Annotated in this window: 20 protein-coding genes; 14 read left to right on the forward strand and 6 right to left on the reverse strand. The window is 68.8% G+C overall.

All coding sequences use genetic code 11. The features are described 5' to 3' along the window. The first annotated feature begins 368 nt into the window (after positions 1-368). From EY822_RS11165 to EY822_RS11190, 6 genes are all read left to right on the forward strand, one after another. Entirely contained in the window at positions 369-845 is a 477-nt protein-coding gene (locus EY822_RS11165; protein WP_150308325.1) for a hypothetical protein, read from the forward strand. 97 nt (positions 846-942) lie between these two features. Next, complete coding sequence (locus EY822_RS11170) at positions 943-2,517, forward strand: trypsin-like peptidase domain-containing protein (protein ID WP_319803480.1); 1,575 nt, start codon at positions 943-945, stop codon at positions 2,515-2,517. 232 nt (positions 2,518-2,749) lie between these two features. Continuing rightward, positions 2,750-3,751 carry a glycosyltransferase family 2 protein gene (locus tag EY822_RS11175; protein WP_227497225.1) on the forward strand — a complete coding sequence of 334 codons (1,002 nt, stop codon included), beginning with the start codon at positions 2,750-2,752 and terminating at the stop codon, positions 3,749-3,751. 3 nt (positions 3,752-3,754) lie between these two features. Beyond that, positions 3,755-4,573 (forward strand): CDP-alcohol phosphatidyltransferase family protein, encoded by an 819-nt coding sequence (locus EY822_RS11180; RefSeq protein WP_150308327.1) that lies wholly within the window; start codon positions 3,755-3,757, stop codon positions 4,571-4,573. After that, positions 4,570-5,475: a glycosyltransferase family 2 protein gene (locus EY822_RS11185; RefSeq protein WP_150308328.1), complete on the forward strand. Its 906-nt coding sequence runs from the start codon at positions 4,570-4,572 to the stop codon at positions 5,473-5,475. The genes EY822_RS11180 and EY822_RS11185 overlap by 4 nt, the downstream gene beginning before the upstream one ends. 88 nt (positions 5,476-5,563) lie before the next feature. After that, entirely contained in the window at positions 5,564-6,853 is a 1,290-nt protein-coding gene (locus EY822_RS11190; RefSeq protein ID WP_150308329.1) for a CDP-glycerol glycerophosphotransferase family protein, read from the forward strand. Positions 6,854-6,895: 42 nt separating this feature from the next. Here EY822_RS11190 and EY822_RS11195 read toward each other — a convergent pair whose 3' ends face one another. Continuing rightward, complete coding sequence (locus tag EY822_RS11195) at positions 6,896-7,762, reverse strand: hypothetical protein (protein ID WP_227497226.1); 867 nt, start codon at positions 7,760-7,762, stop codon at positions 6,896-6,898. A 120-nt stretch (positions 7,763-7,882) separates the two neighbouring features. Here EY822_RS11195 and EY822_RS11200 point away from each other — a divergent pair, with 120 nt between their 5' ends. Beyond that, positions 7,883-8,188, forward strand: a complete 306-nt coding sequence (locus tag EY822_RS11200) for a helix-turn-helix domain-containing protein (RefSeq protein WP_150308330.1) — start codon at positions 7,883-7,885, stop codon at positions 8,186-8,188. A gap of 24 nt (positions 8,189-8,212) precedes the next feature. Here the strand turns inward: EY822_RS11200 and EY822_RS11205 are convergent, their stop codons facing one another. The 4 genes from EY822_RS11205 to EY822_RS11220 form a co-directional block, all read right to left on the reverse strand. Further along, positions 8,213-8,524, reverse strand: coding sequence for a hypothetical protein (locus tag EY822_RS11205; protein ID WP_150308331.1), 312 nt, complete (start codon positions 8,522-8,524; stop codon positions 8,213-8,215). A 95-nt stretch (positions 8,525-8,619) separates the two neighbouring features. Continuing rightward, positions 8,620-9,396, reverse strand: a complete 777-nt coding sequence (locus tag EY822_RS11210) for an ABC transporter ATP-binding protein (protein WP_150308332.1) — start codon at positions 9,394-9,396, stop codon at positions 8,620-8,622. Continuing rightward, entirely contained in the window at positions 9,396-10,196 is an 801-nt protein-coding gene (locus EY822_RS11215; RefSeq protein WP_227497227.1) for an ABC transporter permease, read from the reverse strand. Before EY822_RS11215 ends, EY822_RS11210 begins: the two co-directional genes overlap by 1 nt. Positions 10,197-10,235: 39 nt before the next feature. Continuing rightward, entirely contained in the window at positions 10,236-10,925 is a 690-nt protein-coding gene (locus EY822_RS11220; protein ID WP_150308333.1) for a phosphocholine cytidylyltransferase family protein, read from the reverse strand. 431 nt (positions 10,926-11,356) lie between these two features. Between EY822_RS11220 and EY822_RS11225 the strand changes: the two genes are divergently transcribed. From EY822_RS11225 to EY822_RS11235, 3 genes are all read left to right on the forward strand, one after another. Beyond that, a complete protein-coding gene (locus tag EY822_RS11225) occupies positions 11,357-12,271 on the forward strand; it encodes an ABC transporter ATP-binding protein (RefSeq protein ID WP_406610328.1) in 915 nt (304 codons plus the stop codon). Continuing rightward, complete coding sequence (locus tag EY822_RS11230) at positions 12,247-13,818, forward strand: hypothetical protein (protein ID WP_150308335.1); 1,572 nt, start codon at positions 12,247-12,249, stop codon at positions 13,816-13,818. Before EY822_RS11225 ends, EY822_RS11230 begins: the two co-directional genes overlap by 25 nt. A 69-nt stretch (positions 13,819-13,887) precedes the next feature. Then, positions 13,888-14,157 carry a DUF3039 domain-containing protein gene (locus tag EY822_RS11235; protein ID WP_150308906.1) on the forward strand — a complete coding sequence of 90 codons (270 nt, stop codon included), beginning with the start codon at positions 13,888-13,890 and terminating at the stop codon, positions 14,155-14,157. Here the strand turns inward: EY822_RS11235 and EY822_RS11240 are convergent, their stop codons facing one another. Next, positions 14,158-15,417 carry a nicotinate phosphoribosyltransferase gene (locus tag EY822_RS11240; RefSeq protein WP_406610330.1) on the reverse strand — a complete coding sequence of 420 codons (1,260 nt, stop codon included), beginning with the start codon at positions 15,415-15,417 and terminating at the stop codon, positions 14,158-14,160. Between the two features lie 130 nt (positions 15,418-15,547). Here EY822_RS11240 and murI point away from each other — a divergent pair, with 130 nt between their 5' ends. The 4 genes from murI (at position 15,548) to EY822_RS11260 (ending at position 18,722) form a co-directional block, all read left to right on the forward strand. Further along, entirely contained in the window at positions 15,548-16,372 is an 825-nt protein-coding gene (murI, locus tag EY822_RS11245; RefSeq protein WP_150308337.1) for a glutamate racemase, read from the forward strand. A 66-nt stretch (positions 16,373-16,438) separates the two neighbouring features. Further along, positions 16,439-17,182: a ribonuclease PH gene (gene rph, locus EY822_RS11250; protein WP_150308338.1), complete on the forward strand. Its 744-nt coding sequence runs from the start codon at positions 16,439-16,441 to the stop codon at positions 17,180-17,182. Then, entirely contained in the window at positions 17,179-17,772 is a 594-nt protein-coding gene (gene rdgB / locus EY822_RS11255; protein WP_150308339.1) for an RdgB/HAM1 family non-canonical purine NTP pyrophosphatase, read from the forward strand. The genes rph and rdgB overlap by 4 nt, the downstream gene beginning before the upstream one ends. A gap of 14 nt (positions 17,773-17,786) precedes the next feature. Continuing rightward, positions 17,787-18,722 (forward strand): metal ABC transporter substrate-binding protein, encoded by a 936-nt coding sequence (locus tag EY822_RS11260; protein WP_150308340.1) that lies wholly within the window; start codon positions 17,787-17,789, stop codon positions 18,720-18,722. The last annotated feature ends 6 nt before the right edge of the window (positions 18,723-18,728 follow it).

The raw sequence follows: 18,728 nt of genomic DNA on the forward strand, positions 1-18,728 counted from the left end.
CCTCCGATTCGGCAACCGTTCGCGACGGGGGCGTCACGGTTCGGAGTGAACGAACGCTGGGCACCGGAGCGTCATCGGGCACGCCCGCCGCGCCGGGCGGCGGAGAGGCGACGCCGGGTGCGCCCGTAGCGCGGACGCAACCGGGAGCGCCATCCGGAGGGGCGACGGGGCCGGGCGCGGGTACGATCACGACTCCACCGCCCGGATCGCCGGGCGCGCTGCCGCCGGAACTTCCCCGGGTCGGGTGCGGTCTCAACGCCGACGGCCTCGGCTGTGCGGCACCGATCACGCCACCCGCGCCCGCCCCGCCGACACCGGAGGCCCCCGGCCAGCAGGCCACCCCGGGAGCACAAGCGCGGATGGTCACGGTGAGCGACCTCGTGAGCTTCCGCCCTCCCGTCGCGAATGCCGTCATGGAGCCGAACGGATGGACCGTCGTGGGGCTCGACACCAACTTCCACGCCACCGTCGCACCTCCGCGAATACTCACCGGAGACCTCCTCGGACAGACGGCCGAGGTGCGATTCACGGCAGCACTGTTCCACTGGGACTACGGTGACGGTGCCACCGCGTCCCTGCCGAACCCGGGCGCGCGCTGGGATGCCCTAGGGCTCCCCGAGTTCTCCCCGACCGACACGAGCCACGTCTACGATGCTCCAGGGAATATCCGCGTGACGCTGAGCGTCGAGTATGTAGCGGACTACCGGTTCGCGGGCGCCGAATGGCAGCGCGTCGCCGGCTCGCTCCAGGTGCCGGGCGAACTGCTGACGGTCTCCGCGAGTCGCGCCAGCACCGTCCTGGTCGGGCGCGACTGCGACGAATCGCCCCCTGGCCCAGGCTGCTGACCGAGGGCCGATTCCCGGCCAGCGCCCTCACAGCGCGGTCAAATAAAATACTCAGACAACGCGGAAATGCTTGCTGCACTTTGGAAGGAGCACACTCATGACCGAACGCCCCCAGGACCCCGCAGAAGGTTCCACCGCACCAGGATCGGGATCGAACGAGGGCATGGGACGCGACGTCGAGGGTCGGTCGTTCGACCGCTTCAGCGATTCCGCATCCGAGGCCCGCAGCGCATCTCCGAACGCCCCACACGGCGACTCCGCTTCGCCGGCATCCTCTACAGCCGGTCCCGTTCACCCGAGCACAGCCGCGTACACCGCGCCCAACGCGACATCGCCCTACCCGACAGCACAGCCCGCACCGGAACACCCCGCGTTCCAGCGACCGTCGTCCGCACCGGATGCGAATACCTCCGCACCGTATGCGACCGCAGCACCCGGCTCGACCGGCACGCCGGCCAAGCGCAAGTCAGGGCCCCTGATCCTCGCGGGCCTCGCGATCGGCGCGCTCGTCGGAGGTGCCGCCGGAGCGGGAGTCACGACCGCGATGATGGCTCAGGATGACGACCGCACGCCCGTGTCGAGTTCCGACGCGTCCGGCTCCGCACGCAACATCGTGGTCAACGACCCCGAAGACGCGACGATCATCACCGCCGTGGCCGAGGAGACGCTGCCGTCGGTCGTGACCATCGCGGTAGCCGGAGCGCAGCGCGGCGGCACCGGGTCGGGCGTGATCCTCTCGGAAGACGGATACGTGCTCACCAACACGCACGTCGTCACGCTCGACGGTGAGACCGGATCCGCGCAGGTGCAGGTGACGACCAGCGATGGCCGCAACTATCTCGCCGACATCGTCGGCACCGACCCCATCGCCGACCTCGCGGTGGTGAAGCTCCGCGACGCGAGTGGACTCCCGCCCATCACGTGGGCCGACTCCAGCGAACTGAATGTGGGAGAGATGGCCATCGCCATCGGCGCTCCGCTCGGTCTCTCCGGCACCGTGACCAACGGAATCGTGAGTGCGCTCAACCGCAGCATCCAGGTCGCCTCGTCGGCGGCACCCGAAGACACGGACACCGACACCGGTACCGACAGCGGTCAGACACCGTTCGATTTCTGGGAGTTCGGCGACCAGGCGCCGACCGAGGCTCCGCCGACCCAGAGCGCGACCATCTCGCTGTCCGTCATCCAGACCGACGCGGCGATCAACCCCGGCAACTCGGGCGGCGCGTTGCTCGATTCCGACGGTCGGCTCATCGGCGTCAACGTGGCGATCGCGAGCGCCGGTGGAGCGCAATCCTCGTCCACGGCGGGCAGCATCGGAGTCGGCTTCGCGATTCCGTCGAACTACGCGGAGCGCATCGCCAACGAGTTGATCGCGACCGGCCAGGCCAGCCACGGCCTGCTCGGTGCTGCGGTCAGCGACGCGGACCCCGACGGCAACCCGCTACCGGTGGCCGGCACCTACATCGCCCGAGTCACCGGCGGTGGCGCCGCCGAGGCTGCGGGACTGCGCGCCGGCGACATCGTCACCGCGATCGGGGGAGTGAGCGTGGCGAGTTCCTCCGACCTCACCGCGCAGGTCCGCGTGCTCGAGGGTGGCGCTGAAACCGAGATCACCTACGTGCGCGACGGGGAAGAGAACACCGTTCCGGTCACGCTGGGCGAACTGTAATCCGGTTAACCACACTCGGCGGCGGCGGATCCCTCACGGTGATCCGCCGCCGTTCCGTGTTCGCCGGGCGCGCTCACGGAACGCCGAAGTCGAGCGGATGGCGGCTGATAAACTCGCACCCGGGCGACGCCCGCGCCTTACGGCGAACTCGATACGAGCGGGATAGATGGCGCAGCGACTAGCGGACGGGACGGGTGATCCGTCTCCTGCCTTCCCGGCCGTGTCGTACGTCATGCCGATTCTCAACGAGGTCGATCACGTGGAGTCGGCCGTGCAGAGCATGCTCGGCCAGGACTATCCCGGCGTCGTGCAGATCGTGCTCGCTGTCGGCCCCAGCACCGACGGAACCACCGAACTCGTCACCGAACTGTCCCGCCGCGACGCGCGCATCACGAGCGTGCCGAATCCGACCGGATCGACTCCGGGCGGTCTCAATGCGGCGATCCGGGCGTCAGTGCAACCCATCGTCATTCGCGTGGACGCGCACTCCGTACTGCCGCCCGACTACACCCGCATCGCGGTGGAGACTCTCGAACGAACGGGTGCCGACAATGTGGGCGGCCTGATGAACGCCGTGGGGCGCACCCCCTTCGAAAAGGCCGTCGCCCGTGCGTACGGCGCCCGCGTCGGGCTCGGCGGCACCGCCCACCACGTGGGCGGCAAGGAGGGCCCGGCCGAGACGGCGTACCTCGGGGCGTTCCAGCGACACCGACTGCTCGAGGTCGGGTTGTTCGACGAGAACATCCGCCGCGGCCAGGATTGGGAGCTGAACCGCCGGCTGCGCGCCACCGGCGGCACCGTGTGGTTCACCCCCCGGATGAAGGTGACCTACCGTCCGCGCTCCGGTATCCGCCCGCTGGTCACGCAGTTCTTCGCCACCGGTCTCTGGCGCGGGGACCTCGCGCGCCGATTCACCCGGTCGAACTCGGTGCGGTACTTCGTGCCGCCCGCCATGGTGCTGGCGGTGCTGGTCGGGCTTCTGCTCGGGTTCCTCGGCGTCGTCGGTATCGCGACGGGTTCCGCTCTCGGCTGGCTCACCCTCGCCTTCCTCATCCCCGCGGTGTACGTGCTGTTCGTGCTGCTGTCGACGATCCTCGTGGCGTCGAAGGACGGGTTCGCTTCAATGCTGAGGTTTCTCATAGTGTTGCCGTGCATCCACTTCAGTTGGGGAATCGGCTTCCTGTTCGGATTCTCCAGACTCACCGGCGACCTGACCGGCCACACCGGGAGATAACACGTGAGCACAGCGCACGAAGCGCACCGCACCCCGCCCCGCTCGATCGAGGAGTTGCGGCGCGTCACACAGCCTCCCGAGGTGCGGCTCCGCCGGAACGCCGAGCACTGGACCGCTCACCTGTACCTGCGCGACCTCTCGCCGTACCTCACCTGGCTGTTCCTCAAGACCCGGATCACCGCCAACGGTGTGACGGTGCTGATGATCCTCACGGGCTGGCTCACCGCGTCGGCGCTCCTGATCCCCGGGATCGTCGGGGCATTCATCGCCCTCGTGCTCGGGCAGCTGCAAATGCTCATCGACTGCTGCGACGGTGAGGTGGCCCGCTGGCGGCGCACCTCGTCGCCCGTCGGCCACTTCCTCGACGCCGTCGGCCACTACTCCACCGAGACGCTCATCGTGCTCGCCCTCGGCATCCGCGCCGCCGCGTACCCCTTCGAGACGCCGGGCGACTTCGCCTGGACCACCCTCGCGTTCGCGATCGCCCTCATCGTGGTGCTGAACAAGGCGCTCAACGACCTCGTGCGGGTCGCCCGCGCGAGCGCGAGCCTGCCGAAGGCGCCGGCGACCTCGGCCACCGTCGCCCCACGCTCACGGCTGGTGGCCGCGGCTCGCGGAGCAGTCCGGTTCTTCCCGTTCCACCGCATGTTCCACTCGGTCGAGCTCACCATCGTGACCTTCGCCGTGGCGCTCCTCGGCCTGGTCGTCGGTCATCCCGAGGTCGACCGCGGCTATCTCATCGTGCTCCTGCCGCTCGCCGTGCTCGCGCTGTCCGGCCACTTCCTCATGATCCTCAACTCCCGGCGGCTGACCACCGCGTGAACGACTCCGAGAAACGCGCCGCCAGCCGTAACGCCGCCCGTCCCCGAGTGGGTGTGGTGGTTCTCAGTCAGGGCACGCGACCCGCGCAGCTGGCAGCCGCCCTCGACAGCGTGCTCCGCCAGCGGGACGTTGCGCTCGACGCGGTCGTCGTCGGCAACGGCTGGGTGCCCACGGATCTGCCGCCCGGGGTGCGTCCCGTCGCCCTGCCTCAGAACGTCGGTATCCCGGCCGGGCGCAACGCGGGGGTGTCGGAGGTTGCCGGCGACTACCTCTTCTTCCTCGACGACGACGAGACCGTGCCGAGCCCCGAGTTCGTCCGGAGCGCCATCGCCCTGATGGAGGGCGACCGGAGCATCGGGCTCGTGCAACCGCGCATCGTGGATCCGTCGGGCGCGACACCGCCCCGACGGTGGATCCCGCGCATCCGCAAAGGCGATCCCGCACGGTCGAGCGCGGTCTTCTCGGTGCTCGAGGGAGCCGTGGTGATCCCGCGCGACGTGTTCCAGCGGGCGGACGGTTGGGCCGGTGAATTCTTCTACGCGCACGAAGGCATCGAGCTGGCATGGCGGGTGTGGGACCAGGGACTCCGCGCCTGGTATGCGGGGAACCTCATCGCACACCATCCCGCCCTGCAGGCCACCCGTCATGCGGAGTTCTACCGGTTGAACGCGCGGAATCGGGTGTGGGTGGCGCGCCGCAATCTGCCTCTGCCTCTCATCCCGTTGTACATCGGATCGTGGACCGGGATCCAGCTCATCCGGAGCGTGCGCAACCGCACCGGTCTGCCCGCGTGGATCGGCGGGTGGGTGGAGGGCTGGCGTTCGGATGCCGGGCCTCGTCGCCCGATCCGGTGGCGCACGGTATGGCGAATGACCAGAGCGGGGCGCCCGCCGATCGTCTGACGGTGAGCGGATCACGATTCGCTACCGGTCCCCGGCCGTTGCACGTTCTCGAACGGTCGGCATTCCGCGCGTCGGTACGCTCGATTTCATGGGATGGATGAACGACGCACGGCTCGGGGTGAACGCCGTACTGAGTCTGGTGCAGCAACGACGCATCCGGGGGGTCCTCTCTCGCAAGCTCGCCGTTGCTCCACCGCTGCCGGTCGGACATTTCCGCATCGCCGTGTATTTCGCCGACTCCGACGTGAACATGTACCAGATCCGCCAGTGGTACAAGCCGCTGGTGGAGCTGTCGAAGCGGTGGCCGGTCGTCATCCTGTCGCGGAACCCCAGCGGCGCGAACGTGCTGCTCGACGAGTCCCCGCTCCCCGTCGCCTACGTGCGGAGAGTGTCCGATCTCGAGCAGGTGATCGCCGAGCAGGAGATCCGGCTGGTCTTCTACGTGAATCAGAACACCCGCAACTTCCAGATGATGCGGTACGGACGCCGGTGGCACGTGTTCATCAACCACGGCGAATCCGACAAGATCTACATGACCACCAACCAGTTCAAGGCCTACGACTACAGCCTCGTCGCGGGGGATGCGGCGCTCGCGCGCCTGACCAAGGTGCTCTGGGACTACGACTTCGACAAGCGCGCCATCGCCATCGGGCGGCCCCAGGCCGATCACTACTCCGGCACCCTCCCGTACACTCCGGATCACCGCCAGGTGGTGCTCTACGCCCCCACCTGGGAGGGGGATCGCCCGTCCGCCGAGTACGGCTCGATCGCCTCCCACGGTGTGGCCCTCGTGCGCGGTCTTCTCGCAGACTCGCGGTACCGGCTCGTCTACCGGCCGCACCCGAGGAGTGGCGTGGTCGATCCGGCCTACCGGCGCGCCAATGCCGAAATCATCCGCGCGATCGGCGCGGCGAACGCGGCCGACGCGACGGCCCAGCACGTGTACGACGCCGGAGCCGAGCTCGGCTGGCAACTCGCCGCCGCCGATCTGGCGATCGTGGACATCTCGGCGATGGTGTACGACCGGTTGGCGAGCGGCAAGCCGCTGCTCATCACGAAGCCGAGCCAGCCCGCCGCGGAGATCGACACCGACGGGTTCCTCTCCGACTGCGAGTGGCTCACCGAGTCCGACGCCCGATCGATCGTGCCGCGGCTCGAGAGCCTCGCGCAGGACGTGGCGGCCAGCAATCGGCTCGCCGCCTGGGTGCGGCACTACTTCGGTGATGTCGCGCCCGGAGCAGCCACGGCACGCTTCGGCGCCGCCGTCGAGACGCTCATGGAGCGATGGGAGGAGCACGCCGCACTGCACGCCCGCGATGCGGCCCCCGGCAGGGTGCTCGCCGACCCCGGCGACCCCGACGACGAGGACAACGGTTAGACCCCGTCGAGGCGGACTGTCGGCGCGGCAGCGGTAGCGGAGCTAGGGCGAGTTCTCCGGGCCGGCGTTCTCCGGATCGGTGTTCTCCGGACGGGGGGTGCTCGACTCTGTGTTCTTGGGATTCCGCGTGTCACCCGAGCCCCGCCCGGGCAACAGGGCGAGCGGTCCTCGCCGCTTGGGCTTCACCTCGGCCTCCGTCACCACCATGGGCGGCTCGATGGCGAGGGACATCGGGAAGTACGCGGTGGGCGGGCCGAAGGCTTCCCGGGAGCTCGCCACCACCTTGCGACCGAGCATGTGGTTGCCGGTTCCCCCGATCACGGCTCCGATGCCGAAGGGAATGGCGCGGCCGAGCACGTTCGATCCCTGACGCACGGCGAACCGCTTGATGAAGGCCCGCTTGATGCGATCCGCGACCGGTCCGACCGCGAACTGGGGGAGGCCGCTCGTGATGGTCTGTCCCCAGAAGCGGTTCAGTTCGGGTGACTTGCCCGCGGCCTGGCCGGCGAGCTGGCGCACCAGGTCGGATCCCGCGGACCCGAGCATCATGGTCATGACGAGCGCACGGGCCCGCTCGGGGTCCTCCACCGCGATGCCGTGCACCTCGGTGACCGACTGGGCGAAGAGGGCGGTCGCTTCGAGGAAGCCCGCCGTTTCGGCTCCGGAGAGGGCCAGCGAGATTCCCATGCCCACGCCCGGCACGACGGCGCTCGCGCCGACGGCGGCGCCTCCGGTGGTCACCGCGGTGAGATACCGCCGCTCCAGGATGGCGATGATCTGCTCGGGAGTGGCTCCGGGATGCTTGCGGCGCAACGCCCGGATGTGGCTCAGCACTACGGGCCGCTGCACGGAAAGGATCTTCTCGATCCCCGAAGCGAGCCTCGGGTCCAGGGGCGTCGTGTCGGTCATGCGGCAATCCTACGGCGGGGTCCGGGGTCGTGCGCGGGCACCGGAGGAGCGGTGACGGGTATGCAGCACTGGGTGATAAATGCTCTGGTGTCGTTACGCTGAGGCATGTACTCATGAAGGATGTCCGATGCTCAGTCCGAAGCCGCGCGCGTGCTGGGGCTGCGCATCCGGGACGCACGACTCGCCTGCGCGCTGAGCCAGGAGGAGACGGCGCACCTCGCCAGCATGAACGTGTCGAACTACGGAAAGATCGAGCGCGGTACGGGCAATCCCAGCCTGCACACCATCGTGCGCATCGCGGCGGTACTCGGTGTCGATCCGGGGACGCTCGTCGGCGGCATCACCGGCGAGCAGTTGCCGGAGAAGCCACCGGTCTTCACCGCCATCGAATATGTGCGGGAACGGCAGCGCCGCTCGCAGCGGTGACGCCGGGATCTCACGGTCACGACGTCAGAAGGCCACCCGCCACAGGTACTCCTCACCGTTCGGCCGGAACCAGCGCACGAGCAGGATGGTGTTCCGGGCCAGGTCCTCGTCTCGGATCGTGATCACCAGGCGATCGCCCGGGCGCATGACGAGAGGGGCCCGGCTCAGCATGGTGCCCGAGCCGAGGAGGTGCAGCGAGATGGCATGCAGTACTTCGGGACCCACGTTGTCGAGGGCGAAACGGGGCGGCCCGAGGGAACGGTCGAACGCCCACGGCACCCGATAGGGCGACTCGGGCGGGAGGTCGGGTGCGGGAATCGGTGCAGGTCGGATCATGCGGACACCGTACGAGCCACCACGGAGAAGCGGCCCGACATCCTGTGCAGAACTCAGTCCTGGGGAGGACCGGTTGTCGAGGGTCGACCCGCCGCTCAGGTCGCGCGTGGGGGTTTCGGCGGGTAGTCCGCGTTGTAGGCGTCGAGAACGTCGGCGATCGGCCCATCGAGCAGGAGTGCGCCCTTGTCGAGATACAGCCCGCGGGTGCAGAAGCGCCGAAGATCCTTTTCGCTGTGCGAGACGAAGAAGAGGGTCCTGCCGCCGTCCAGCAGTTCCTCGATTCGTCGGTAGCACTTCTCGCGGAAGGCTCGGTCACCCACCGCGAGCACCTCGTCGACGAGCATGATGGGCTCCTCCAGGCGGGAGATCACCGAGAAGGCGATGCGTACCTTCATGCCGCTCGACAGGTGCTTGTAGGGCGTGTCCACGAAGTCGGCGATCTCGGCGAAGTCGATGATCTCATCGAAACGCGAGTCGATCTGCGCGCGTGACATCCCGTGCAGTCCGGCCGTGAGGTAGACGTTGTCCCGCACGGTGAGGTCGTTGACGAACCCGCCGGTGATCTCGATCAGGGGAGCGACACCGGCCCGCACGCCGACCGAGCCCTCGTCGGGCAGCATGACCTCGGCGACGAGCTTCAACAGGGTGGACTTGCCCTGTCCGTTCCGGCCCACCACGCCGATGGCCTCGCCCGGCCGCACGTCGAAGCTCACGTTGCGCAGCGCCCAGAACTCGCCGGGTCGCGCGCGACGGGCCCGTCCGGCGAACAGGTCCTTGAAGTTCCGTCGCCCACGCTTGTTGCGACGGAACCGGATCCCGGCGTCGACGACCGAGATGACCGGACCTCCGGTTGGGGACGGCACGGCGGTCATCAGATTTCCTTCAGTACGGCGCGGATGCTCCGCCGGAAGAGGAGCAGCCCGACGAGGAGGAAGGCGATCGACATCGCCGCGCTCACGCCCACGTAGAACCAGTCGAGTTGGTCGGGGAAGAAGGCCGCGCGGTAGATGCTGAAGATGCCGCTGAGAGGGTTGAACGCCGCCCAGAAGTGGAACGCCTCCGGCAGGTCCGCGGACGCGTAGACGATGGGGGAGGCGTAGAAGAGGAAGCGCAGGATGAGCTTGACCGCCCGCTCCAGGTCGCGGAAGAACACGACCAGGGGGGCGACGATGAGGCCGATGCCCATCAGGAGGATCGCCTGCAGCAGGAACGCCAGCGGCCACAGCAGGGCGTGGACGGTGAGAGTGGCGCCGGCGCCGATCGCGAAGGCGGCGAGCACGGGCAGGCTGGCGAGGAACTCGACGCCCTTGGAGGCGATCAGGCGGAACACCCAGATGGTGCGCGGGATCTTCGTCGAGCGCACCAGCTTCGCCTCGGAGATGAAGGCGCGAGTGGAGTCCGACGCCGCCCCGGTGAACCACATCCAGGGCAGCAACCCGCAGAGCAGGAAGACGATGTACGGGTCCTCGCCCACCTCACGGGTGAACACCTGGGTGAAGACGAACCAGTAGATCCCCGACATGACGAGGGGATCGAGGATCGACCAGAAATAGCCGAGCGCCGAGGTGGAGTACCGGACCTTCAGGTCACGGGTCGTGAGCAGCCAGAGTGCCGACCGGTAGCGGGAGGCCGGCGAGCGCGAAGACGCGCCGGAACTCACGAGGCCAGCCACGGGTCAGGGGTTCTCTTTCGTTCGCACCCCGACCGGCGACTAGACGAAGAGGTTGGCCCGCTCGAGGTCCTCGGCGAAGTCAATCTCGACGGCGTAGAGATCGGAGATGTCTACGGGTTCGATGAGCAGGTTGTCCTGCTCAATCGCCAACTCTATGCCACGTTCGAAATAGTCCTGATCGCCGACGCGACCGAGCTGACGCAGCAGAGTGGCCTTGTCCGCGCTGGAGATGTAATTGATGCCGACCGCCTCGCCGAGACCGCCGCGGACCGTCTTCGAGAGCTCCTTGATGTATCCCTCGGCGGAAGTCGTGTACTTGACTTCCTCGTCCGACACCTTGCTCGTGTTCACGGTGACGAATGACTGATCGCGGTTGATGAGCACTGCGGCGCGGTCGAGAACCGCTGGGTCGAAGACCACGTCGCCGTTCATCCACAGCACGCCACCGGCGGCGGAGGCCTGCAGGGCGCGCATGAGGCTCTTCGAGGTGTTGGTCTGGTCATACTGCTCGTTGTACACGAACGACGCCTGCGGGAACGCCTCGATGATGTGCTCCAGCTTGTATCCGACGACCACGGTCACGTGTGCGGACGAGCCGAATGCGGAGCGGATGTTGTCGAACTGCTGACCCATGATGGTGCGGCCGTCGCTGAGCTCGGTGAGGGGCTTCGGTAGGGAGCGGCCGAGGCGGCTGCCCATTCCGGCCGCGAGAATTACAACCTGGGTCACGGGGTTCTCCTTCAAGTACTACGGTGAACGGAGCGGTCCGAGGACTCGTACGTGTGAGGCATCGCTCGGAACAAGGCCCATCGTTCACCCATAAGTGTTCACAGGACACGCCGTCATGCCTTCTTCGAGAATAGCGTGAACGGCGAAGTTTAGACAGTGTTCACCGGGTATGTTGTGCTTTCGTGATAGGTCCCCGGCGCTATTCGGCCTGTTCCGCGCGTCGTTCGCGGCACAGCGCGGGGCCGGGCGCTCGTCGTTGATACGTTAGGCCGGTGCCAACGCAGCCGAAGCCCGACGACCATCAGGAGGTCGCGTCCGAGGCGGTCGCGCCCCGACGTTCCCCCGCGAGAGCTGCGGCCGCGCCGCCCCGTCCGCATCGCCCATCCGCGGGCCTGCCCGACGCCGCGCCGTCCGACACCATCGGGGAGGCGATGAGGCCGGTGCCCGCTCGCGCATGGACGCCGGACGGAACGACGCCGAACGGAACGCGGCCGGACGGAACGACGCCGAACGGAACGCGGCCCGTGACTCGGCCGACGCTCGCCGACGAGCCGTTCGTCGCCGGTGAATCGGACGCGGACACGGACACGGACGTGCTCACCATCTCCGGTCTGGTCAAGCGCTTCGAGGGCACCGTCGCCGTCGACGACATCGACCTGTCGGTGCCCGCCGGCTCGTTCTACGGCATCGTCGGTCCGAACGGCGCGGGCAAGACCACCACGCTCTCGATGGTCACGGGACTCCTGCGCCCCGACGCCGGACGCATCACGGTGCACGGCGTGGACGTGTGGGCCGAACCCGATCGAGCCAAACGCAGCATCGGCGTGCTGCCCGATCAGCTCCGGTTGTTCGACCGGCTCACCGGGGCGCAGCTGCTCTTCTACTCCGGCACGCTTCGCGGTCTCGATTCCCAGGTGGTGCGCGAGCGCTCCCGCGACCTGATCGCGGCGTTCGGACTGGAGGATGCGGCGAATCGGCTGGTGACCGACTACTCCGCCGGTATGACGAAGAAGGTGGCGCTCGCTGCGGCGATGATCCACTCGCCGCGCGTACTGATCCTCGACGAGCCCTTCGAGTCGGTGGATCCGGTGTCCGCGGCGAACATCATCGACATCCTGCAGAAGTACGTGGCGAGCGGCGGCACCGTGGTGCTGTCGAGCCACGGGATGGACTTCATCCAGCGGGTGTGCGACTCCGTGGCCATCATCGTCGCGGGCAAGGTGCTCGCGGCAGGCTCGATGGACGAGGTGCGGGACGGTCGAAGCCTCGAGGACCGATTCGTCGAGCTCGCCGGAGGACGCAAGGCGGCGGAGGGCATGGAGTGGTTGCACACTTTCTCCGACTGAAGCTGCGGATTCTCGGCAACACCTTCCGCCGGAGCCCGTGGCAGCTCGTCGTGCTGATTCTCGGCATCCTGTACGGATGCGGCGTCGCCGCGCTGGGCGTGCTCGGCCTGGTGGCCCTGCGCCTGGTGGAGGTGGACGTTGCCCGCACGATCCTCGTCATCGGGGGTTCCCTCGTGGTGCTGGGCTTCCTCATCGTGCCGCTCGTGGCCGGCGTGGACGACACATTGGATCCGCGCCGGTTCGCACTGTTCGGCATCCCGAACGACCGTCTCGCCGTCGGCCTGATCGCCGCGGCTCTGCTGGGGGTCCCCGCCATCGTGCTCGCTCTCGTGGCCCTCTCCACCGTGATCACCTGGTCGCGCACCCCCGCCGCGACGATCGCGGGTCTCCTGAGTGCCGCGCTCATCGTGCTCACGTGCGTCCTCGCCTCCCGAGTGACCACCTCGGTCGCCTCCCTCCTCCTCTCCACCCGACGTGCGCGAGAGGGCCTCGGCGTGGTGGCCGTGGTGTCGCTCGTGCTGATCGGACCGGCGATCGCGCTCATCGCGTCGATCGACTGGGGGAGCGATGCGGTCGCGGCTCTCGGATCGTTCGCCGACACCCTCGGATGGACGCCGCTCGGTGCGGCGTGGGCGTTCCCCGCCGACGTGGCGGCCCGCGCCTACGGTCCCGCCCTGCTGAGGTTCCTGATCGCGGGTGCGTTCGCCGCGGTGCTCGCGCTCGTGTGGCTCGCACTCGTCGCGAAGATGCTCGTCACCCCCGAGCGCGCCGCGACCGTCAAGACCTACGGCGGCCTCGGCTGGTTCGACCGGTTCCGCGGTACACCCTCCGGGGCCATCGCCGCGCGCAGCGTCACGTACTGGATCCGCGACCCGCGCTACCGGGTGTCGTTGATCATGATCCCGATCCTGCCGATCGCGCTGTTCATCCCGCTGAGCATCGTCGGGGTCGATCCCGAACCGCTCTGGCTCATGCCGCTCCCCGTCATGTGCCTCTTCCTCGGCTGGTCCATCCACAACGACGTCGCCTTCGACAGCACGGCGGTGTGGCAGCACGTCGCCTCCGGCACGCCGGGTCGCGCGGACCGGCTGGGCCGCGCCGCGCCGGTGATCCTCGTCGGTGTGCCTCTCATCCTCGTCGGATCCGCCGTCAGTGCGCACTTCCACGGCGACTGGGCCGTGCTGCCGTCGCTCATCGGCGTCTCGACCGCCATCCTCTTCGCCGGGATCGGGATATCGAGCGTGATGTCGGCGCGATTCCCGTATCCGGCGGTTCAGCCGGGCGACAGTCCGTTCCAGCAGCCGCAGACTAGTGGTGCCGCGTCGGCGCTGATCCAGCTCGTCTCGTTCGCGCTCTGCGGGGTCATCGCGGCACCCGCCATCGTCCTGGCGGCCCTCGGCCTCCGGTTGGGCGGCGACTGGGCCACCTGGTCGCTCGTCTGCGGTGTCGCGACGGCGGTGCTGTCGCTCGTGATCGGCACCGTCTGGGGCGGGAGAATCTTCGAGCGGCGCGGGCCCGAGCTGCTGGCGTTCGCGAACCGCCACTAGAGACGACGAAGCCGCCCATCCGGAGCGGGACGAGGATCGACGGGTCCGTACAATGGACGCATGTTCTCGATGAGTATGGTTCCCGAGGCGCCCGGGGAAGGCGGCGGTACCGATGTTCTCGATCGCGAGCTCGAGGAACTCCTCCATCAGCAGGGCGGGGAGCCCGGCGATCACGAGCGCTTCTCGCACTACGTGAAGAAGGAGAAGATCCTCGAGTCGGCGATGACGGGCAAGCCGGTCATCGCGCTGTGCGGCAAGAAGTGGCTACCCGGACGCGATCCGGAGAAGTTCCCGGTGTGCCCCGACTGCAAGAAGATCTACGAGAAGCTCAAGTCCTGATCAGGGTAGGTAGACCGTCGGGATCGCCGGGTCGCCCGCGCGGAGTCGGAAGGACTCCGCGGAGAGCTCCCCGACGGCGAACCGCGCATGCTCCCGCGCCAGCGCCGTTCCGGCTGCACCGAGGTAGCGTTCGTCCACCTCGCCTGCGCTGACGAGCGGCACCTGCAGTTCCCGATCGCGGGGATCGGGCTGCACCTCGTCGCCGATGTAGATCACCTCGGCCGCCGCGGTGCCCCGCTCATCGCGCTGGCGCATCGGCCGCTTGCGCCCGCCGAGGCTGGCTTTCTGGGCGCTCGTCTTGGCCACCGACACCCACTCGCCCCGGGAGTCCCGGTGCGCCACCAGCTTGAACACCATGCCGGCGGCCGGTGCGCCGGAACCGGTCACCACGCTCGTCCCCACACCGTAGGCGTCGACCGGCGACGCGCTCAGGGCGGCGATGCCGTACTCGTCCAGGTCGTTCGTCACCGTGATTCTCGTCCCGGTCGCTCCGAGCGAGTCGAGTTGGGCGCGCACGTCGGCCACCACCGTGGGCAGGTCGCCGGAGTCGATCCGCACGGCGCCGAGTTCCGGACCGGCCACGCGGACCGCGGTCTCCACGGCCTTCGGCACGTCGTAGGTGTCGATGAGCAGGGTGGTTCCCGGACCCATGGTGGCCACCTGCGCGCGGAACGCGTCCTCCTCGCTGTCGTGCAGGAGGGTGAACGAGTGCGCTGCGGTGCCCATGGTGGGCACGCCCCAGGAACGCCCGGCCTCGAGATTCGACGTGGCGTCGAATCCCGCGATGTACGCCGCGCGTGCCGCAGCGACGGCGGCCTGCTCGCTCGCCCGACGCGAGCCCATCTCGGCGAGCGGCCGACCGGAGCTCACGGAGACCATCCGTGCCGCCGCACTCGCCACCGCGGAGTCGTAGTTCAACACGCTCAGGGTCAGCGTCTCGAGGATCACGCCGTCGGCGAAGGGAGCATCGACGACGAGCAGGGGAGACCCGGGGAAGTACACCTCACCCTCGCGGTAGCCGCGGATGTCACCCCGGAAGCGGTAGTCCGCCAGCCAGTCGAGCGCGTCCGATCCGATCACCGAGTTGGCCTGCAACCAGTTCAGCTCCGCCTCGTCGAAACGGAAATCGCGGATGAGCTCGAGCAGGCGACCGGTGCCCGCCACCATCCCGTAGCGCCGGCCGTTGGGCAGGCGCCGGGCGAACACCTCGAAGACGCAGTCGCGCGAATGCGTGCCGGCGCGCATGGCCGCCTCGAGCATCGTGAATTCGTATCGGTCGGTCAGGAACGCCGTTGAAGTGCCCACCCGTCCAGCCTACGGGCAGCGATCGACCTGCCCCGCGGCACCCGCGCGGGAGGCGGGCACGGCACCGGGTCTAAAATGACTGCACATGAGCAATGCGCCGATCGGGATCTTCGACTCTGGGGTCGGTGGTCTCACCGTCGCGCGCGCGGTGATGACGCAACTGCCGCGGGAGTCGATCGTCTACATCGGCGACACGGCGCGGTCCCCGTACGGCACCAAGACCATCGCCGAGGTCCGGCGCTACGCGCTCGACGTACTCGACACGCTGGTCGAGCAGGGCGTGAAGATGCTCGTCATCGCGTGCAACACCGCATCCGCCGCGGTGCTCCGGGATGCGCGGGAGCGGTACGACGTGCCGGTGCTCGAGGTCATCCAGCCCGCGGTGCGCCGCGCCGTATCCGCCACCCGCAACTCCCGGGTCGGGGTGATCGCGACGCAGGCGACCACCACCTCACGGGCGTACGACGACGCGTTCGCCGCCGCTCCGCACCTGCGGCTGTTCACCCGGGCATGCCCGCGCTTCGTGGAGTTCGTGGAACGCGGCGAGACCAGCGGCACCGAACTCCTGGCCGTGGCCGAGGAGTACCTCGCGCCCCTCCGTGCGGCGGTAGTCGACACACTGGTACTCGGCTGCACGCACTACCCCTTTCTGAAGGGCGCGATCTCGCTCGTGATGGGCCCGGACGTCACCCTCGTGTCGAGCGACACGGAAACGGCCAACGACGTCTACCGCACGCTGGTCTCGGGCGGCATCGAACGCACCGACGCTGCTCCGCCCGACATCCGCTACGAGGCGACGGGCGACAGCGCCGACACGTTCCTCCGGCTGGCCGATCGCTTCCTGGGCGTCGGGGTGTCGAGTGTGGAGCTCGTGCGCACGGGCGCCATCTCGCTGCCCGCCCCGCGCTGACCGCGCCCTCATCCCGCCTCCCCACGCACCATCCGGTACGACCCACCGCACAGACAAGGAACACGAGTGAGCACAGCACGCAAGGACGGCCGCACGGCGAATCAGCTCCGCGAGATCACCATCGAGCGCGGATGGAGCAGCCAGGCGGAGGGGTCGGCGCTCATCTCGTACGGCAACACCAAGGTGCTCTGCACCGCCTCCTTCACCAACGGCGTGCCGCGCTGGCTGACCGGCAAGGGCAAGGGCTGGGTCACCGCCGAGTATGCGATGCTGCCCCGGTCGACCAACGACCGCATGGACCGGGAATCGGTCAAGGGCAAGATCGGCGGACGCACCCATGAGATCTCCCGGCTCATCGGCCGCAGCCTCCGCGCGGTGATCGACACCAAAGCGCTCGGCGAGAACACCATCGTGATCGACTGCGACGTGCTGCAGGCGGACGGCGGAACCCGCACCGCCGCAATCACGGGCGCGTACGTGGCGCTCGCCGATGCGATCGAGTGGGCCCGGGGAAAGAAGTTCATCGCGCAGAAGGCCACCCCGCTGATCGACAGCGTCAGCGCCGTCTCGGTGGGCATCGTGGACGGGACGCCCCTCCTCGACCTCGCCTACGTGGAGGACGTGCGCGCCGACACAGACATGAACGTCGTGGTCACCGGCCGCGGCCTGTTCGTGGAGGTGCAGGGCACCGCCGAGGCCGCGCCGTTCGATCGCACCGAGCTCAACGCGCTGCTGGACCTCGCACTCGAGGGCACCACCAGCCTGCGGGACGCCCAGATCGCCGCTCTCGGAGCAGTCGACCCGCGATGACCCGGCTCGTGCTCGCCACGCACAATCCGCACAAGGTCGAGGAACTCAGGCGGATCCTCGGCGGACGGCTCGGGGACGCGGAACTCGTCGGCTACGACGGCCCCGAACCGGCCGAGACCGGCACCACCTTCGCGGAGAATGCGCTAATCAAGGCGCGGGCCGCCGCCGCGCACACCGGTATGACGGCGATCGCCGACGACTCCGGTATCGGCGTGCGGGTGATGGGCGGCGCCCCCGGGATCTTCTCCGCCCGCTGGTCCGGCCCGGGCAGGGAGGCGACGGACAACCTCGCACTGCTGCTCTGGCAGCTGACGGACATCCCCGCCGAACACCGTGCCGCGAGCTTCACCTGCGCGGCCGCGTTCGTCGATCCCGCCGACGGGTACGAGCACGTCGAAACAGCCGAGTGGACCGGACGGATCCTTGCCGAACCGAGCGGAGCAGGCGGTTTCGGATACGACCCGATCTTCGCTCCCGATGGCGTTCCCGGGTCGGCCGCCGACCTGACGACCGAGGAGAAGGACCGCCTGAGCCACCGCGCGATGGCGTTCGACCGGCTCTGGGCGGCGGTGCGCACGCGGCTCGCGTGACGTAGGATTTCGGTGTGCCGAAAAGACGGCTTGCCGCATCCCGAAAGCTCCGCCCGGTTGCGGTGGGCTGCGCGCTCCTCGTTGCGCTGGCAGGGTGCGCCGGGTCCGGTGCTCGCGCCCTCGACGCGGACGACCGGCCGGTGGTGCTCGCCACCTTCACCGTGATCGCCGACATGGCATCCGTCGTCGCGGGCGACGCGGTGCGGGTGGAAGCACTGATCAAGCCGGGGGCGGAGATCCACGGGTACGAACCGACGCCGTCCGATCTCGTCCGCGCGTCGAACGCCGACCTCATCCTCGACAACGGAATGGGCCTCGAGGGGTGGTTCGAGCAGTTCCTCGCGAGCATCGACGTGCCGCACGCCGAACTGACGGCCGGGGTCGATCCCGTCGCCATCGCCACGGGCCACTACGAAGGCGAGCCCAACCCGCACGCCTGGATGTCCCCGGTCGCATCCGAGGCCTACGTGCACGCCATCGTCGCCGCGCTCTCCGAGCTCGCGCCGGCGAACGCCGGTGCGTTCGAGGCCAACGGCCGCGAGTACATCGGGGAGCTTCGCGCCATCACCGCGAACCTGCGCGCGTCGGTGGCCGCGTTGCCCCCAGCCTCCCGTGTGCTGGTCACCTGCGAGGGCGCGTTCAGCTACCTCGCCCGCGACGCCGGACTCGAGGAGGCCTACCTGTGGGCGGTCAACAGCGACAACGAGGGAACACCGCAGCAGATCGCCGCCACCGTGCGGCTCGTGGAGCAGAAGGCGGTGCCGACGGTGTTCTGCGAGTCGACCGTGAACGACGCGGTGCAGCGCCAGCTCGCCCGGCAGACCGGTGCCGCGTTCGGCGGGCCCCTCTACGTCGACTCCCTGTCGTCAGCGGACGGGCCTGTCCCCACCCATCTCGACCTGCTGCGGCACGACGTCGACGTCATCCTCGACGGGCTCTCCGATGGCTGAACGCCG

Source organism: Planctomonas psychrotolerans (genome assembly GCF_008642235.1).
GTDB lineage: Bacteria > Actinomycetota > Actinomycetes > Actinomycetales > Microbacteriaceae > Planctomonas > Planctomonas psychrotolerans.

What these genes read in the sequence shown, in the direction of transcription:
- EY822_RS11205 (WP_150308331.1), bottom strand. Translation starts at nt 8,524, where the DNA reads ATGATCCGACCTGCACCGATTCCCGCACCCGACCTCCCGCCCGAGTCG.
- EY822_RS11235 (WP_150308906.1), top strand. Translation starts at nt 13,888, where the DNA reads ATGAGTATGGTTCCCGAGGCGCCCGGGGAAGGCGGCGGTACCGATGTT.
- murI (WP_150308337.1), top strand. Translation starts at nt 15,548, where the DNA reads ATGAGCAATGCGCCGATCGGGATCTTCGACTCTGGGGTCGGTGGTCTC.
- EY822_RS11175 (WP_227497225.1), top strand. Translation starts at nt 2,750, where the DNA reads ATGCCGATTCTCAACGAGGTCGATCACGTGGAGTCGGCCGTGCAGAGC.
- EY822_RS11170 (WP_319803480.1), top strand. Translation starts at nt 943, where the DNA reads ATGACCGAACGCCCCCAGGACCCCGCAGAAGGTTCCACCGCACCAGGA.
- rdgB (WP_150308339.1), top strand. Translation starts at nt 17,179, where the DNA reads ATGACCCGGCTCGTGCTCGCCACGCACAATCCGCACAAGGTCGAGGAA.
- EY822_RS11240 (WP_406610330.1), bottom strand. Translation starts at nt 15,417, where the DNA reads ATGCTCGAGGCGGCCATGCGCGCCGGCACGCATTCGCGCGACTGCGTC.
- EY822_RS11195 (WP_227497226.1), bottom strand. Translation starts at nt 7,762, where the DNA reads ATGACCGACACGACGCCCCTGGACCCGAGGCTCGCTTCGGGGATCGAG.
- EY822_RS11210 (WP_150308332.1), bottom strand. Translation starts at nt 9,396, where the DNA reads ATGACCGCCGTGCCGTCCCCAACCGGAGGTCCGGTCATCTCGGTCGTC.
- EY822_RS11200 (WP_150308330.1), top strand. Translation starts at nt 7,883, where the DNA reads ATGTCCGATGCTCAGTCCGAAGCCGCGCGCGTGCTGGGGCTGCGCATC.
- EY822_RS11190 (WP_150308329.1), top strand. Translation starts at nt 5,564, where the DNA reads ATGGGATGGATGAACGACGCACGGCTCGGGGTGAACGCCGTACTGAGT.
- EY822_RS11225 (WP_406610328.1), top strand. Translation starts at nt 11,357, where the DNA reads ATGAGGCCGGTGCCCGCTCGCGCATGGACGCCGGACGGAACGACGCCG.